12 protein-coding genes and 2 pseudogenes are annotated in these 15,510 nt (G+C 69.5%); 5 read left to right on the forward strand and 9 right to left on the reverse strand.

Features of this window, described 5'->3' with window-relative positions; translation table 11 throughout:
* The first annotated feature begins 9 nt into the window (after positions 1 to 9).
* Both ACH4U7_RS06625 and ACH4U7_RS06630 read left to right on the forward strand, forming a co-directional pair.
* Positions 10 to 1,008 (forward strand): Gfo/Idh/MocA family protein, encoded by a 999-nt coding sequence (locus ACH4U7_RS06625; RefSeq protein WP_398526877.1) that lies wholly within the window; start codon positions 10 to 12, stop codon positions 1,006 to 1,008.
* Between the two features lie 291 nt (positions 1,009 to 1,299).
* Positions 1,300 to 1,902 (forward strand): transposase, encoded by a 603-nt coding sequence (locus ACH4U7_RS06630; RefSeq protein WP_398526878.1) that lies wholly within the window; start codon positions 1,300 to 1,302, stop codon positions 1,900 to 1,902.
* Between the two features lie 134 nt (positions 1,903 to 2,036).
* On the opposite strand, the gene ACH4U7_RS06635 is transcribed toward ACH4U7_RS06630, so the two are convergent.
* From ACH4U7_RS06635 to ACH4U7_RS06650, 4 genes and pseudogenes are all read right to left on the reverse strand, one after another.
* Entirely contained in the window at positions 2,037 to 2,801 is a 765-nt protein-coding gene (locus ACH4U7_RS06635) for a hypothetical protein (protein WP_398526879.1), read from the reverse strand.
* A gap of 545 nt (positions 2,802 to 3,346) precedes the next feature.
* Positions 3,347 to 3,601, reverse strand: a pseudogene (locus ACH4U7_RS06640) (helix-turn-helix domain-containing protein); the annotation flags it as partial.
* A 254-nt stretch (positions 3,602 to 3,855) separates the two neighbouring features.
* Positions 3,856 to 4,098: pseudogene (locus ACH4U7_RS06645) on the reverse strand (IS5/IS1182 family transposase); the annotation flags it as partial.
* A gap of 333 nt (positions 4,099 to 4,431) precedes the next feature.
* Positions 4,432 to 6,054: an alkaline phosphatase D family protein gene (locus ACH4U7_RS06650; protein WP_398526880.1), complete on the reverse strand. Its 1,623-nt coding sequence runs from the start codon at positions 6,052 to 6,054 to the stop codon at positions 4,432 to 4,434.
* A gap of 240 nt (positions 6,055 to 6,294) precedes the next feature.
* On the opposite strand from ACH4U7_RS06650, the gene ACH4U7_RS06655 reads away from it, so the two are divergent.
* From ACH4U7_RS06655 to ACH4U7_RS06665, 3 genes are all read left to right on the forward strand, one after another.
* Positions 6,295 to 7,044, forward strand: a complete 750-nt coding sequence (locus ACH4U7_RS06655) for an SDR family oxidoreductase (RefSeq protein WP_398527017.1) — start codon at positions 6,295 to 6,297, stop codon at positions 7,042 to 7,044.
* 199 nt (positions 7,045 to 7,243) lie between these two features.
* Positions 7,244 to 7,924, forward strand: coding sequence for a hypothetical protein (locus tag ACH4U7_RS06660; RefSeq protein ID WP_358636680.1), 681 nt, complete (start codon positions 7,244 to 7,246; stop codon positions 7,922 to 7,924).
* Positions 7,925 to 8,240: 316 nt separating this feature from the next.
* Positions 8,241 to 8,921: a response regulator transcription factor gene (locus tag ACH4U7_RS06665; protein WP_358636678.1), complete on the forward strand. Its 681-nt coding sequence runs from the start codon at positions 8,241 to 8,243 to the stop codon at positions 8,919 to 8,921.
* 106 nt (positions 8,922 to 9,027) lie between these two features.
* On the opposite strand, the gene ACH4U7_RS06670 is transcribed toward ACH4U7_RS06665, so the two are convergent.
* The 5 genes from ACH4U7_RS06670 to ACH4U7_RS06690 all read right to left on the reverse strand — a co-directional run bounded on the left by ACH4U7_RS06670 (position 9,028) and on the right by ACH4U7_RS06690 (position 15,510).
* Entirely contained in the window at positions 9,028 to 9,489 is a 462-nt protein-coding gene (locus ACH4U7_RS06670; RefSeq protein ID WP_398526881.1) for an SRPBCC family protein, read from the reverse strand.
* Positions 9,490 to 9,507: 18 nt separating this feature from the next.
* Positions 9,508 to 10,854, reverse strand: a complete 1,347-nt coding sequence (locus tag ACH4U7_RS06675; RefSeq protein ID WP_398526882.1) for a hypothetical protein — start codon at positions 10,852 to 10,854, stop codon at positions 9,508 to 9,510.
* Positions 10,787 to 13,147, reverse strand: coding sequence for an MMPL family transporter (locus ACH4U7_RS06680; protein ID WP_398526883.1), 2,361 nt, complete (start codon positions 13,145 to 13,147; stop codon positions 10,787 to 10,789). The genes ACH4U7_RS06675 and ACH4U7_RS06680 overlap by 68 nt, the downstream gene beginning before the upstream one ends.
* A 74-nt stretch (positions 13,148 to 13,221) precedes the next feature.
* Complete coding sequence (locus tag ACH4U7_RS06685; RefSeq protein WP_398526884.1) at positions 13,222 to 14,412, reverse strand: acyl-CoA dehydrogenase family protein; 1,191 nt, start codon at positions 14,410 to 14,412, stop codon at positions 13,222 to 13,224.
* A gap of 6 nt (positions 14,413 to 14,418) precedes the next feature.
* On the reverse strand, positions 14,419 to 15,510 hold the full coding sequence (locus ACH4U7_RS06690; RefSeq protein ID WP_398526885.1) for a methyltransferase: 1,092 nt from the start codon (positions 15,508 to 15,510) through the stop codon (positions 14,419 to 14,421).

Raw genomic sequence — 15,510 nt, forward strand, 5'->3', positions numbered from 1 at the left:
AGCGTGGAGATGGCCGAGACCGTGCGGTGGGGAATTCTGTCGACGGGCGGGATCGCCGCGTCGTTCACGGCGGATCTGCTGGAGCTGGCGGACGCCCAGGTGGTGGCGGTCGGCTCGCGCGGCCCGGACTCCGCGAAGCGCTTCGCCGAGCGGTTCGGGATACCGCGCGCGCACGGCAGTTGGGCCGAGCTCGCCGCCGATGAGGAGGTGGACGTGGTGTACGTCGCCACCCCGCATTCGGCGCACCGTATGGCGGCCGGGCTGTGCCTGGAGTCGGGGCGGGCGGTGCTGTGCGAGAAGGCGTTCACGCTCAATGTGCGGGAGGCGGCCGAGCTGGTCGATCTCGCCCGGGCCCGTAACGCCTTCTTGATGGAGGCGATGTGGACGTACTGCAATCCGGTCGTCCGGCGGATGACCGAGCTGGTCCGGGACGGCGCGATCGGCGACGTGCGGGTGGTGCAGGCCGACTTCGGTCTGGCCGGGCCGTTCGACGCCGGGCACCGGCTGCGCGACCCGGCGCAGGGCGGCGGTGCGCTGCTCGACCTCGGGGTGTATCCGGTGTCCTTCGCGCAGCTGCTGCTGGGCGAGCCCGATGACATCCAGGCCAGGGCGCGGCTGACCCCGGAGGGCGTGGACGAGAACACCGGGATCCTGCTGGGCTGGGACGGCGGCGCGACGGCGCTGCTGAGCTGCTCGCTCAACGCCGACACACCGCAGACCGCGTCAGTGACCGGGACGGCGGGCCGGATCGAGTTCCCGCGCGGCTTCTTCCACCCGGAGCGGTTCGTACTGCACCGGCCGGGGCGGGATCCTGAGGAGTTCACCGCGCAGGACGCGGACGCCGGTCTGCACGGGCTGCAGCACGAGGCGGCGGAGGTGATGCGGTGTCTGCGGGCGGGCGAGACGGAGTCCCCGCTGGTGCCGCTGGACGGCTCGCTCGCGGTGATGCGCACGCTGGACGCGGTGCGCGAGCGGATCGGTGTGCGATACGCCGCCGACGAGGGGTGAGCAGCAGCAGGATGCGGCCCGCTGCGGCGTCTGCCGCCGCGGGCCTCAATGGGGCCTATCACCGCGCTTCTGACCTCCGTTCGTAACCGCCATGGGCTCATCGATGATGCGCGGGTGTGGGTGCGCTCCGCTGCGCTGCGCGCCGCCTAGGCGCCGTCTCGCGGCATTCCGGTTCACGCGGGTGCGGGTTTCGTCTCGGACCCTCCGGGTCCAAAGCGTTTGCGAGAAGGGGGAAGAGGGAAGAGGGGCGGCTGGCCCGGTGTCCCGATTCCTCGGCCCGGCGGGTGGCACATGTCCCCCGGCTACCGGACCGCCGTGCGTACCGGACTGCCCCACGCCACCGTGGTAGTCGACCACTTCCACGTCGTCCAGCTGGCGAACAAGATGCTCAACCTGGTGCGCCGCCGCACCACCGCCACCCTGCGCGGCCGGCGCGGACGGGCCGGCCACCCGGAATGGAAGGCCCGGCGCCGCCTGCTGCGCAACCGCGAAGACCTCACCGACACCCAGTTCAGCACGTTGTGGAACCAGCTCATCGGCACCGGCGACATCGGCATGACGCTGCTGACCGCGTGGATCGCCAAGGAGAAGCTGCGTGACCTGCTCGCACGCGCCCGCACCACCGACCGGCACCGAACCGGCCACCTGCGCTGGAAGTTCCTCACCTGGTGCGCCGACTGCGACATCCCCGAAGTCCGCACCATCGACCGCTGGTGGCCCGAGATCCAAGCGTTCATCGCCACCGGCCACAGCAACGCCAAGAGCGAAGGCATCAACCGCATGATCAAGCTGGCCGCGCGAGCCGCCCACGGCTTCCGCAACCCCACCAACCAACGCCTACGCACACGCTGCGTCACCACCCGCCGGGCCCAAGGCCACCTCCACCCCGCCTAAATTCGAAGACTCCGCAAACCTTGCCGCCGGGATTTGTCGTTCGAGGCCCGGCGGAAAGGTATGCGTTTGGGAATCGCTCCGGCGTTCGTCTCTATGCGCGGACGGAGTGCACCGTCGTGTCGCGCGTATTGCGGCTAGATGCTTGATCCGCCGCCGGAGGTGTTGTTCCACCAGGCGCTGTAGGCGTTCAGCGAGTACCGCTTCTGCACGCCGCTGGTCGAGGTGATCTCAAGGCCGAACTGCATCGTGTCGAAATTGGTGTTGCGCAGGAGGTTCTGCGACGCGGCCCATCGCCAGACCGCCGAGGCGTCGATGCTGCCGGTGTTGCTCTGCTGGGCGGGGATGAGTTGCAGGACGTTCCATCCGGGATCGGCCTGCCAGACCGACGCGTACTGGACGCCGCCGATGGTCACGTTGGACGCGATCTGCCTTCCCCAGCCGCCTGCCGTCCCGGACCAGCTGGTGAAGACCATGATCTCGTCCTGGTTGCCGGTCGACCAGATGTCGCTCGTCCAGTTCCAGTGGTCACTGCCGGCGACGGGAGCCGACGACGTGTTGTACCAGAAGCCCGCCGAGTTCAACTGCGACAGCGGCGTCTGGGGCCGGACCGAGGTGTTCGGGTAGGACTTGATCCCGCCACCGGAGTGGTTGGCATCGACGTACCAGGACTTGATGCTGTTGACGGTCAGGCACTGCGTGCCGGCGTTTTCGCCCCAGACGTTGTTGTAGATCGTCCAGGTGCCCTGGGTGTACTGACCCCACCGGTCGCAGGTGGAGGATACCTGGGCCTGCGCCGGAGACGCGAAGCTCAGGAACCCGGCGATCACGGCGACGATCAGGGCCAGCCGACCGAACCCGGCCGACTTGCTGCTGACGGATTTAAGGGCTTGCCATCTCATGTGTCCCTCCAAGGACGGCGATGGGTTGTTCCGGACCCCCGGTCTGGTGGCGGACTCTGGCGCCGCGAGGTGTCGCTCGCCGGCGAGTCCGGGCTCGGGACGGCGCGACCCAGCCCCGTCCGAGGTGCTTGCGCAGTTGGCCGACTGATCGGCTCGATGGCCGGCCCTGGGCGAAGTGGTTCCTTCCACTGCTCGCAGTTGGAGTCCCCGCCGAAAGCGAGGCGGCCGAGACGGTCGATCAGCTGACGTGTTGACACCTTCGCTCCGTTCGCATGCGGTGCTGCTCGCGATGGTGGGTGGCTCGTGTCGTCGAGGTGGCGCGCTCAAGAACTGCGGGAACGGTGCTCGGTCCCCTTACCTTCAAGCACCGGGCTTGCCAGACTTAGGTGCGAAGTGTCGAAGCGCTTGCGTCCGTGGAACAGTAATGATGGGGCGTCTGAACAGCAAGGCTCTGCGCAGTGAGACACATTTCTTTCACCTGCGGACATCGTTGTCGAAGCGCTTCGAATAGCGGCCGCGCCCGCCACCTGGCCTTCACGGAACCGCTACTGGCCCTGGTGGATGTGGCGGAAGGTGCCGGGGCAGGTGCCGATGTGACGGGTGAAGAACTTCCCGAAGTTGGTGGGGTCGGGAAAACTCAGACGGCGGGCGATGGTCGCCACCGGCTCATCCGTGTGCGCCGGCAACCGCTGCACCTCCAACGCGACACGGGCATCGATCACATGCTTCACCGGCTGTCCGGTGGCAGCCATCCACGCACGGGTCAGGGTCTTGACCGTGTAACCCGGACGGTGCGCGTGCCACCGGTCGTTCCCGGCCGCACATACCGCTGCACCTGTGCAGATCACCGTCATCGGCGCCCGGAACATGGCCCGGGGCATCGCCACACGGGCCCCGGTGGGCGGGCACACAGTGACCGTCACCGCCAAGGATCCCGCCAATGCCGCGCGACTCGCCGGCGAGCTGGGCGCGCACGCCAGGAACCCGCCCACCAACACCGCCACCGGATACGGGGACGGCATGACCCTGAGTCGTGTCCCGGCCTCGCCCACCTACCGTCGGTCATGCCCGAGCGTTTCAGGCCCTGCTTGCCCCGGACCACCGGGGAGCGTCCGGCCGCCTCGCCCCCGCCGGGGGCTTTTGTGATGGAGCCGTCGACGGCGATCTGATCCCGGTCGGCGATCCGGCGCCGGTGGCAGCCCAGCGGATGGGCCGGATCGAACTCCGGGTGCCTTGGCAGCAGAGCCGCGAATTGGTCCCATAGCGGCTTGGTCAGCCATGATGGCAGTGCGGGCACAGATCTCCTTGATCAAAGAGCGTCGCAACTCGATGATCACGGAACCTGTGCCTGCCTCGTCTGCCCCCGGTGGCCGCCTATCTGTGCGAGCTCTTAGCGCCCCCAATACGGCGAAGGCCCCTTTCAGCCCGGGCAACCCCCATCGTCGCCTTCCTCCGCAGCCGGAGCCGATGTTCATCTGGTCGGCGTTCGGCCGACCTCGCGCGGATGGCGGAAGGGCCCCAAGACGGCACCGCCTGAAGTGGCGGTGCCGTCTTCCGCCTGCGGCCGACACTGCGGCGTACGTTTCGCCGACTGGTTCAGGCCGGTTCAGGCCGGTTCAGGCAGCAGCCGTCAGGCGTCCTGGAGGCCGGGGTTGCCGGCCTCGCTGACGAACGACGCCGCCGTGGTGAGCGGCGCGCCCGGCACGGTGACTCCGGGGATCGTCTTGTAGTCGGCCCGGGCGGCTTCGCCGTCCAGGGTCAACGTCACATAGCCGCGGCGGCCGTTGTAGAACTTCATATGCGGGTTGGCCGCCATGTACGTGGCCCAGTTGGACGGCTTGTCCAAGCCGTCCTTGCCGCTGCTGATGGAGGTGCCGACGAACTCCACGCCCAGGGTGCGGGACGTGGGGTCGTTGAAGTCCTTCTTGATGTCGAAGGCGTAGTGGACGTGGACGTCGCCGGTGAGGACGACGAAGTTCTCCACCCCGGCCGCCTCGACGCCCGCGAGGATCCGCTCGCGGGAGGCGGGGTAGCCGTCCCAGGAGTCCATGCTGAGCTTGGAGCGGGCGGCCGTGGTGTTCTTCCGCTGCGAGAAGGTGACCTGCTGCGGAAGCACGTTCCAGGTGGCCTTGGAGCGCCGGAAGCCGTCGAGCAGCCAGCGCTCCTGGGCGGCGCCGGTGAGGGTGCGCGACGGGTCCTCGGACTCGGGCCCCGGGTACTGCCAGCCGTCCCCGTACGCCTGGTTGGAGCGGTACTGGCGGGTGTCGAGGATGTCGAACTGGGCGAGCCTGCCGTAGTGGAAGCGGCGGTAGAGCCGCATATCGGGGCCGTCGGGCTGCTGGGGCATGCGCAGCGGCATGTTCTCCCAGTACGCGCGGTAGGCGGCGGCCCGGCGGATCAGGAACTCCTCCGGCGGGTTCCCGTTCTCGTCGATGTCGCCCGCGTAGTTGTTCTCGGTCTCGTGGTCGTCCCAGGTGACGTACCACGGGAAGGCGGCGTGCGCGGCCTGTAGGTCCTCGTCGGTCTTGTAGAGGGCGTAGCGCAGCCGGTACTGGTCGAGGGTGATGGTCTCGGTGTTGAAGAGGGCGGGCAGGGTGCGGTCGGTGTAGTTGCGCGCGCCGCCGACCGAGCTCACGGCGTACTCGTACTGGTAGTCGCCGACGTGGAAGACGGCGTCCAGGTCCTCGCCCGCGAGGTGGCCGTAGGCGGTGAAGTAGCCGTCGTGGTACGCCTGGCAGGAGACCAGGCCGAAGCGGCCCTCGCGGACGTGGGCGCCGGTGGCGGGGGCGGTGCGGGTGCGGCCGGCGGGGCTGGTGAAGCGGCCGACGCGGAAGCGGTACCAGTAGACGCGGTCGGCGTCGAGGCCCTTGGCGTCGACGTGCACGGTGTAGTTGAACTCGGCGTGCGCGACGGTCTTGCCCTTGCGGACCACCCGTCTGAAGCGCTCGTCGTGGGCGATCTCCCAGTCCACGTACACGAAGCCCTCGTCGGGCAGTCCGTTGCCCGGCTCGTACGGGCGCGGGGCGAGTCTGGTCCACAGCACGACGGCGTCCGGCAGCGGATCGCCGGAGGCCACGCCGAGGGTGAAGGGGTCGTCGCCCAGGGCGTGCGAGGTCTGCTCGGTGGCGTGGGCGCTGGGCAGGTTGGTGCTGAAGGCGATGGCCGCGGCGGCCCCGGTGACGGTGAGGAAGCGGCGGCGGCCCAGGCGCGCTGCCGCGGCTCGTATGGCCTGCTGATGCGGGTGGTGTGCCATCTTTTGCTCTCCCCTGGCTCGTGGCGGTCAGCTCGTGGCGACTGGCTGTGGCGTTCCGGCTCGTGGCATCTGGCTGGTGTGCCAGAGGAATTGCACGGCCAACGGGCGGCCGCCCGCTAGCCTGTACACGTCATCAAGATGTCGGACGGGTGAGTTCCGCATCGGGATGGGACGTTTGACGCGATATGCCGCCGCCTTGAGCGATGTTGACGTCGCGTACGCTGCGGACCCATGAATGTCATGTCGAAGGTTGCGGTGGTGACCGGCGCCGGATCCGGGATCGGCCGGGCGGTGGCCCTCGAACTCGCCGACGCGGGCTGGTCGGTGGCCCTGGCCGGACGCCGCCGAGACGCCCTCGCGGAGACGGAGCGGCTGGCGGGCCGGGACGGGGCGGTGATCGCCGTACCGACCGATGTGACCCGCCCCGAGCAGATCGACGCGCTCTTCGCGGCGGTACGGGACCACTTCGGCCGCCTGGACCTGCTGTTCAACAACGCCGGCAGCTTCGGGCCGCGGGAGGTGGCGCTGGACGAGCTGCGCCACGAGGACTGGCAGGCGGTGGTGGATGTCAATCTCACCGGCGCGTTCCTGTGCGCGCAGGCCGCGTTCCGCCTGATGCGCGGCCAGGATCCGCAGGGTGGCCGGATCATCAACAACGGCTCGGTCTCGGCGCACGCCCCTCGGCCGCGGAGCGTCGCCTACACGGCGACCAAGCACGCCCTGACCGGGCTGACCAAGTCGCTGTCGCTGGACGGGCGGCCGTACGGCATCGCATGCGGGCAGATCGACATCGGCAACGCGGCCACCGAGATGACCGAGAGGATGCGCGCCGGTGTCCCGCAGGCGAACGGGGAGACGGCGGTCGAGCCGGTGATGGACGTCGCCGACGTGGCTCGTACGGTGCGGCACATGGCGTCGCTGCCACTGGAAGCGAACGTGCAGTTCGCGACCGTGATGGCGACGGCGATGCCGTTCATCGGGCGGGGCTGACGGGCGAAAGATCGTCACTACGCGTACTTAACCAGTCACTTGATCCGATAATTCGATCAAGTGCTGATTTCACCCCTTAGGGCCAGTCGGGAGCCGGCCCGCGGGGCCGCCCCGGGCTGTTCGCAGACCCGTTCGTATGGCATGGTCGTCCTCTCACCGCGCCGCCCACCACGCCGCTCACGACCGAAGAGAGACCGCCGTGCGTTCTCTGCCGCTCACGCTGGTCGCCCGCCTGCTGCCGGTCGCCGTACTCGCCGCCGCGGGCGTGGCCATGACGACCAGTTCCGACTCGGACGCACAGCCCAAGCCCTCCGCCTCCTCCCCGCGCCCCTCGGCGACCCCGACCGCGACCGCGTCGGCGGATCCCACGTCCGCCCCGACGTCGGACGGGCAGGGCGACGGCACCGCGGCGCCGCGCTACCCCGAGCCCCCGGCCAAGCCCTGCGGCACCCTCCCGGCCGGCACCGTCAAGGAGCTGGTGCCCGAGGCCGAGACGGCCGGCACCCGGCTCAAGACGAGCGACGCCACCCACCGCTCGGGCTGCTCCTGGCACGCGCTGAGCGGATTCGACTACCGCTGGCTGGATATCACCTACGACGTGTCGGCATCGGCGTCCGCGCGCGCCCGGACGGCGCAGGGCAGCGGTCCGAGCACCGCCGTGCCCGGCCTCGGCGACCAGGCGTCGGTCAGCCTGAACGTCACGACCGATGACGATCAGCGGATACGCGAGGCGGTCGTGGTCGCGCGTGACGCCAACGCGGTGGTCACCGTCACCTACAACGGCGGCGACTTCGAGACACACGAGGCGGCGGGCACCGAGGAGATACGCAAGGGCGCGATCACCGCCGCGAAGACGGCCCTCGCCGCGCTCAACGGCTGAGCAGCGCGCTTGACGGCCGATCCGCCGTTCCATGGACCATCACGCCCCCATCCGCAAGGCCATTGGGCAGAAGGTGGCATGAAGTCTCCATGTGCTTGAGACCGACTCCACCATGCGCGACGATCGCCTACCAGTGGTAACTACAGCATCATCAGAACCGCTCTGAACAGCTCGGAAGTTGCAATGAGACCCACCCCGGTGCCCTTAGGGGTGCCGATCTCTGCTCAGCTGGACACCTTTCGGTGTCGTTTGGGCACCTTTTGGTGCCGGTGTGGATGAGAGGAGCACGAAGGTGATCGTAACGGGGGAGGACGCAATGCCGATCAAGGTCCTGATCGCCGATGGACATGCCCTGGCCAGGCTGGGGCTGTTAACTCTGCTGAGCTCGGCCCCCGGGCTGCGCGCCGTCGGCGAGGCCGCCGACAGCGACGGCGCCCGCGCCCTGGCCGCCGCGCACAGCCCGGACGTCATTCTCATGGACATCTCCCTTCCGCATCTCGGGGGAATCGCCACCACCCAGCACATCGTGGAGGCCGCGCCCGCCCGGCCACCCCGCGTCATCGTCACCGCCTCGGAGGTCAGCGACGAGGAAATCCAGTCCGCGCTGCGCGTGGGCGCCGCCGGGATCCTGCTCAAGGACACCTCACCGCAGAAGACGATCGCCTCGATCAGCGCGGTCGCCACCGGCGATATGGCCTTCTCGCCCAGCGTGATGGAGCGGCTGATCGACGCGTACACCTACCGCGCTACGGCCACCGAGACCGCGGGGTCGACCCTGGCCATGCTGACCATGCGGGAGACCGAGGTGCTGCGCCATGTCGCCAAGGGCCGCAGCAACTCCGCCATCGCACGGGAGCTCAAGATCAGTGAGGCGACCGTGAAGACCCATCTGAACCGGGCGATGACCAAACTGGGCATCACCAGCCGGGCCCAGGCCGTGGCGCTGGGCTATGAGTGCGGTCTCGTCGTTCCCTCGCAGCCCCATGCGGTCGCCTGAGTTCTCCCTCTTCATGACGGGCCTGCCCCGGCGGACCGGCCGACGACCGGTGACGGCGTCTCCGGCCGCCGGGGCGGCGCCACGCCCTCCCGCGTCAACACACCGCTCACCCCCGCTCCGCCACCTCCTTGATCCGGCCCAGCGTCGTACGCATCCCCTCGACCATCAGCCGCTCCCGCCGGAACCCCACCAGGCCGCTGGCGTCGACCGCCCGTATCAGCAGATGGGGGCGGCCGAAATGCTCCCGCCACTCGGTCAGCACGACGCCGTCGCCATCACCATCGCCGTCGGGTTCGATCCGATAGCCCCACCGCACCTTCGACTGCGCGACCTCGAACGCGAACACCTTCCCTTCCTCGCACTCCACGACCGTGCAGTCGGTGGTCCAGAAGATGAGCCCACGCCGGTTGCGGCCGCGGAACCGGGCCCCGAGGGCAGGCCCCGACGCCGGGCCCACCCAGCGTCCGCCCTTGCACTCGGGGCTGAACCGGCCCATGCCGGTGACATCGGAGACCAGCCGCCACACCCGCTCGGGTGGGGCGGCGATGGTGATCGAGACCTCGTCCACTGTGCGCCCGCCTTCCGGTCAGCGCCCGTGCCAGTCCCGCATATGGGACCGGTGCACCTCGGGCACCACGGACGGGTCGTAGAACTCGTCGTAGAAGTCGACGTCGAGATGGACGGACTGGAAGCCCATCTGCGTGTGATACGCGGGCAGATACGAGGGGAACCGACCGGACTTCTGGTACGTGTACTCGCAGAAGGCCACCGTGGCGTCGATCGCCTTCTGGCTGATTCCGCTGATCCCCGCCGCCACCTTCTCCGGCTCCCGCCAGCCGCCCCGGCCGATGCCGCCGCGGTAGATGCCGTTCTCGCCGAACTTGCGCTCGACGACGGCGTGCACCGCCGCCTCCATCGACTCGTAGTACGGCGGGCAGTACGGCTTGAGCAGCACCTCGCCGTCCCGCTCCAGGCCCAGCGGATAGGCGAAGCCCGCGTCCTGGCGGCGGAGTTTGAGGACCATCTTGGCCAGCGTGGGCACCCGGAAGTACTGGCTGATCGGCATCTCGGCCATCCGGAAGTCCAGCGCCTCGAACCACCCGCCGTCGTGCCCGGTGTAGTGCGGGAAGCCGCCAAGCCCCAGCGCCTGGCTGACCAGGCCCAGGTTCTGCAGCATCATGCCCATCTCGATACACGCCGTCTCCACCAGAAGGCGCTCGGCGTACTCCATCGGCATGGACTTCAGCTTCCGCGGGTCGTCGTCGAGGTGGCCGCCCTTGGACTTGCCGAACTTGCCGAGACCGGCCGGCAGAAAGAACCGCCGCTCGTCCAGGCAGAAGACCGCCATCTCCTCGTTGAAGAACTCCAGCAGGATGTTGATGTAGAGGTAGGACAGATCCTCAATCGGCAGGAAGTAGGTGGATCCGGGGGTGTGCAGCGACCACTCGTTGCCGGTGAGGTTGTACGGCGACGCCACCGGCGGATGGCGGCGCTCGCTCCCGATCTTGACCCGGGTGGCCCGGTACGCCCCGACGAAGTCGTTCTTGGCGACCAGCTCCTTGACCTCGTTCAGCTCCGCCGTGGACAGATCGCCGGGCCGGCGGATCAGATAGGTGGCCTCGTCGTCCATGACCACCATCGCCCCGCTCTGGAGCGCGTCGGAGCTGGAGATGGTGCGGCCGACGACGCCGGCCATCACATTGCCGCCCTTGCCCTTCTCCCAGTTCCAGTCGTTGAGCGCGGGGCCGGTGATACCGCAGGCGGCGAAGGTGAGGATCGCCTGCTCCTCCTCCGTCAGCGGCACCGGCTCGTGCTTGCTGCGGTACTCGAGCGGCCCGCCGGGGACCGTCATCCCCATGCCGAATCTACGGGCCCGGCGGGACTTCAGGCCCTCGATCAGCGGAAAGCTCTGCCAAGTGTCGCTCGCTGCCATGGTCTTGCGTGCTCCTCGTTCTTGAGGTTCTTGAGTTATCGGCCACGGATGGGGCGGCGGATGTGGCTGCGGATGAGGCGCCGCCCCGGCCGGGGAACCACCAGTTGGCCGAGCCCATGAGCTTCATCGCGGCCGGTACGACGAACATCCGCACCAGCGTGGCGTCCACGGCGATCGCCACCGCCATGCCGAAGCCCAGCTCGCCGATGGGCTGGATCCCGGAGAGGGTGAAGCCGCCGAACACCGCCACCATCAGCACCGCCGCCCCGGTGATCAGCGGGCCCGTGGCGGAGATGCCGAGCGCCACGCTCTCGGTGTTGCCGAGCCCCGCCTTGTAGTACTCGCGCACCCGGCCCAGCACGAACACCTCGTAGTCGGTGCTCAGGCTGAACAGCAGGGCGAGCAGGAGCACGGGGACGAAGTTGGTGACCCGGCCGGACGCGTCAAAGCCGAGCGCTTCCGCCACCGGGCTGTCCTTTTTGAAGGCGAGGGCCAGCATGCCGAACGCCACGGACACCGAGAACACATTGACCAAGATGGCCTTCAGCGGCAGCAGCACCGAGCGGAACGAAAGCATCAGGATGACGAAGATCGCGAGCAGCATCACCCCGACGACCGTGGGCAGTCCGTCGGCGATCACCTTGTTGGCGTCCACGCCCTCGGCGGTCTGACCGCCGACCTCGATACGCAGCCCGTCGCCGTCGGCCCGCGCCGCCACCCGCCGGACGTCCGCGAGCAGCCCGCGCGTCTCGGACGAGGAGGCGTGCTCCTCGGGGATCACCTGGGCGATGAACTTGGTGCGGTCCTTGGAGACGAAGTACCCCACCGAGGCGCGGACGGGGTCCGGCAGCCGGTCGCGTACGGCGGGTTCGAGCGCGTCGAACGGACGCCCCGGAGCCGCCTGTTCCAGGGCGTCGAGCGCGGAGTCCACCCGCCGGACGTGCCCCAGGTCGGCCAGCTCGTCCCGTAGCTCGGCGATCCGCCCGCCCTCGCCGCGCAGCGGGGTGCCGGAGCGGATCAGCACCACCATCGGGGAGGCGTCGCCCGGCCCGAACTGCTCCTCCACCCGGTCGTAGGACTGGCGCACGGTCGACGAGGTGGGGGTGATCTTGGCGTCCGGGGTGAAGGTGTCCAGGGCCAGGGCCGGGACGGCGCCCACCGCCAGCAGGGCACTGCCCGCCAGCAGGGAGAGCACCGGCCGGCGCAGCACCCAGTGGGCGAAGCGGTACCAGGCGCGCTCGCGGGGGTCGGCGGTGGCGCCGGCCGGGCGGAGCTTGGCGAACAGGTCCCAGCGCCCGATCCGGGGGCCGACCGCGTACAGCAGCACCGGCAGCAGCAGGACGCTGGTGAGCACCGACACCGCGACGACCAGCGCGGCGCCCAGCGCGATCGACTGGATGACCGGGAGGTTGACGAAGGCCAGCGTGGCCATGGACACGATGACGGTCACGCCGGAGGCGACCACGGTCTCCCCGGAGGTGGCGAGCGCGATCCGCAGGGCGCGCGGCACCGGCTCGCCGCCTTCGAGTTCGTCCCGGAAGCGGCGGATCATGAACATCGAGTAGTCGATGCCGACGCCGAGACCCAGCATGGTCGCGGTGTTCTGGACGAACACCGACAGGTCGTAGGAGTCGGCGAGCACGGACAGGATCGCGAAGGTGACGACCGCCGCCGTGCCCGCGGTGATCATGGCGACCACCGCGGAGACCACGCTGCGGAACAGCAGCAGCAGGATGAGGGTGATCAGCGGCATCACGATGATCTCCGCCTTGACCAGGCCCTCTTCGCTCAGGACGTTGATCTCGCCGAAGAACGGGGCCGTGCCCACCATGCCGACGGTCAGGCCCCGCGCCTCGTACCGCTTGTCGAACTCCCGCTGGATGTCCGGGAGGATCCGCCGGGCGGTGCCGTCGTCCACATCGAGGCCGAACATCTCGATCGCGGTGTGGCCGTCCCGGCCGACGAACGCGTTCTTGGGCGCGCCCTGGAGGGTGGACCACCCGTAGTGCGAGGCGGCCTTGAGCCGTTTGTCGCCCTCGATGTCGGCCATGGCCTGGCGTACCCGACGCTCGAAGGCGTCCGTGCCGGTGGCGTGGCGCTTGTCGTGGACGACCACGGTGACGCTGGTCCGGCCGCGGCCGGTGAACCCCTCCTTCTGCTGCTCCGCCACCCAGGTGGACTGTGAGCCGGGGACATACCAGCCGCCGCCGCTCAGCTTGTCCGGCAGCGACAGCGCGAGCAGCCCGCTGATCACCAGCAGCGCGCCCCACGCCGCCAGCAACGGCCATCGCACCCGGCCGATTACGCTTACGAACCGCTCCGTCACGTGGCCTCTCCCCGGCTTCTCCCGATGCTGCTGTCGGACGATCAGTAGACCGTGGTGTCCAGGTCCTCGCCCAGGAAGTAACCGGCCAGTGCCGGCAGCGCCTTGGCCCGCGCCGGCGGGTGGAACGCCAGGGCGCGCGTGGCCTGCAGCAGATAGCCGACCTCGGTGTCGCGGATGAAGGAGATACCGCCCGCCAGCTCGCTGGCGGCCGTGGACACCTCCATCACCGACTCCTGGACCTGGAAGCGGGCCAGCAGCGAGCGGGCCAGCTGGTCGCCCGGGTCCTCGATGGACGCGGCCATGTCCCGTGCCACGTTCTCCACCGCGCCCATGGAGCTTTCCAGCTTCACCAGCAGGGCGCCCACCTCGGCGCGCGAGACCCGCGGGGAGGCCATCGCCTTCTCCACGAGCGTGCTCGCCACCCCCACGTACGAGGCCGCGGCCAGCAGCTCGAACCAGGTCCAGCCGCGGACCTGGAGGGTGTCCATCTGGGTGCCGGGGCGCTGGTCGGTGAAGACCATCAGCGACTCGTCCAGGACCAGGTCCTCCAGGATGACCTCGTCGCTCTCGGCGCCGGCCAGCACCTCGCTCTCCCAGAACGGGCGCCGCACCAGGCCCTCGGTCGCGGCGGGCACCAGGGCCATGGCCAGATGGCCGTCGTACTTCTCGTCGCCCTCCACCAGCACGCTGGCGGTGAACCAGTCCATCGACGCGGACAGGCTGCACGGCTTCTTGCTGCCGCTGATGATGAAGTTCGTACCGTCCCGGCGGGCGCGCATGGTCGGCGCCAGCATGCTGGCGCCCCGCTTGGCCTCGGCGGAGGCCGAGGCGACCAGCTGCTTCTCCCCCGCGATCGACTTGAGCAGGATCCACTCGAAGGCGTCGGGGGCGCAGTGCTCGGTCAGATACTCGGTGAAGGTGGCCAGCGAGAGCTGGTGCATCATCGCGGCGACCGCCAGCGAGGGCGAGCGCATGGCCAGGGCCCGCTGAACGCGGACGGCATCCAGCGGCTCGGCGCCCAGGCCGTCGTGCTCGGCGGGCACCAGCAGCCCCGCCCCGCCGGCCTCCCGGAACGCCGGGATGGCCGGTCCGCCCCGCTTCTCGAGATCCGCCAGCGAATGGGCGGCCAGCTTCTCGTCGAGCCCGGGGAGCAGCCGCTCCAGCACCGCGCGCTCGCGCGCCCCGAGGCGGCCCGCTGCGGACGAGGCTGCGGACGATTGGGTGTCGGTCATGGTGAACTACTCCGGCTTCGCTACGACGGCACAGACAGGGGAGAAGCCGCGGTGGACGGCTTCGAGGCGGAATCCGGCGGACGCGAGCAGGGCCTTGATCTCCGGCTCGGTACGCAGCTCACCGCCGCTGACGACCAGGCACTCGATATCGCCGAGGGTGGCGAAGGAGGGGGTGCCGTTGCGCGGGATCACCATGTCGAACAGGACCAGGGTGCCGTCCTCGCCCATGGCGGCCCGGCAGTTCTCCAGCAGCTTGCGGGCCTTGTCGTCGTTGTAGTCGTTGAGGACCATCGACAGCAGATAGCAGTCGCCGCCCTCGGGCACCGACTCGAACATGTCCCCGGGTACGAAGTCGACGCGCTCGGCGTGCCCGGCCTCGCCCAGCAGTTCCTTGGCGCCGGCCACCACCCGTTCGCGGTCGAAGAGCACACCGCGCAGATCGGGGTGGGTCTCCAGCAGGTTGGACAGCACCACACCCGCGCCGCCGCCGACGTCCACGACCACCTTGTGCTGCCCGAAGTCGTGCAGCGATACGGCCAGCAGCTGGGCCTGGGAGGCCATGGCCGTCATCGCGCGGTCGAAGAGGTCGCCCTCCTCGGGGTGCTTGTCGATGTACGCGTAGTAGGGCGAGCCGTGGTGGTCGGAGAAGGCCTCGCCGCCCTTGCGCACCGCCTCCGGGGCCAGCGACCACGGGTCCCAGTGCCAGCGCGAGCTGTGCAGCATGGCGTTGTAGCGCATCGAGAACGGGTAGTCGGTGCGCAGGAAGTGTCCGGCCTCGGTCAGCGCGAACGTCTCGTCCTCGACATGGTCCAGCACCCGCAGCGTGGCCGCCGCCCGCAGCACCCGGTACAGCGCCCGCGGGTCCACCTCGTGCTGCTTGGCCAGGTCCTCGGCGCTGCGCGGGCCGTCCGCGAGCGAGTCGGGGATGCCCAGGGTGGCGAGGGTGCCGACCACCTGGGTGCCCCAGTGGCCCAGGATCAGCTGCATGAGACCGGCGACGGGGAGCACGGAGTGCGCTATGACGTCGACCGGTTTCAGCTGTTCGTCGGCGGAGGAATCGCCGGAGGACTCGGCGGAGGAATCGGCTTGCTCGGTCAT

The organism is Streptomyces sp. NPDC020845 (genome assembly GCF_044334165.1).
Lineage (GTDB): Bacteria > Actinomycetota > Actinomycetes > Streptomycetales > Streptomycetaceae > Streptomyces.

Coding starts and splice junctions, on each gene's coding strand:
- ACH4U7_RS06630 (WP_398526878.1), top strand. CDS start 1,300: ATGTCCCCCGGCTACCGGACCGCCGTGCGTACCGGACTGCCCCACGCC.
- ACH4U7_RS06650 (WP_398526880.1), bottom strand. CDS start 6,054: ATGGCACACCACCCGCATCAGCAGGCCATACGAGCCGCGGCAGCGCGC.
- ACH4U7_RS06625 (WP_398526877.1), top strand. CDS start 10: ATGGCCGAGACCGTGCGGTGGGGAATTCTGTCGACGGGCGGGATCGCC.
- ACH4U7_RS06690 (WP_398526885.1), bottom strand. CDS start 15,510: ATGACCGAGCAAGCCGATTCCTCCGCCGAGTCCTCCGGCGATTCCTCC.
- ACH4U7_RS06655 (WP_398527017.1), top strand. CDS start 6,295: ATGTCGAAGGTTGCGGTGGTGACCGGCGCCGGATCCGGGATCGGCCGG.
- ACH4U7_RS06665 (WP_358636678.1), top strand. CDS start 8,241: ATGCCGATCAAGGTCCTGATCGCCGATGGACATGCCCTGGCCAGGCTG.
- ACH4U7_RS06635 (WP_398526879.1), bottom strand. CDS start 2,801: ATGAGATGGCAAGCCCTTAAATCCGTCAGCAGCAAGTCGGCCGGGTTC.
- ACH4U7_RS06675 (WP_398526882.1), bottom strand. CDS start 10,854: ATGGCAGCGAGCGACACTTGGCAGAGCTTTCCGCTGATCGAGGGCCTG.
- ACH4U7_RS06685 (WP_398526884.1), bottom strand. CDS start 14,412: ATGACCGACACCCAATCGTCCGCAGCCTCGTCCGCAGCGGGCCGCCTC.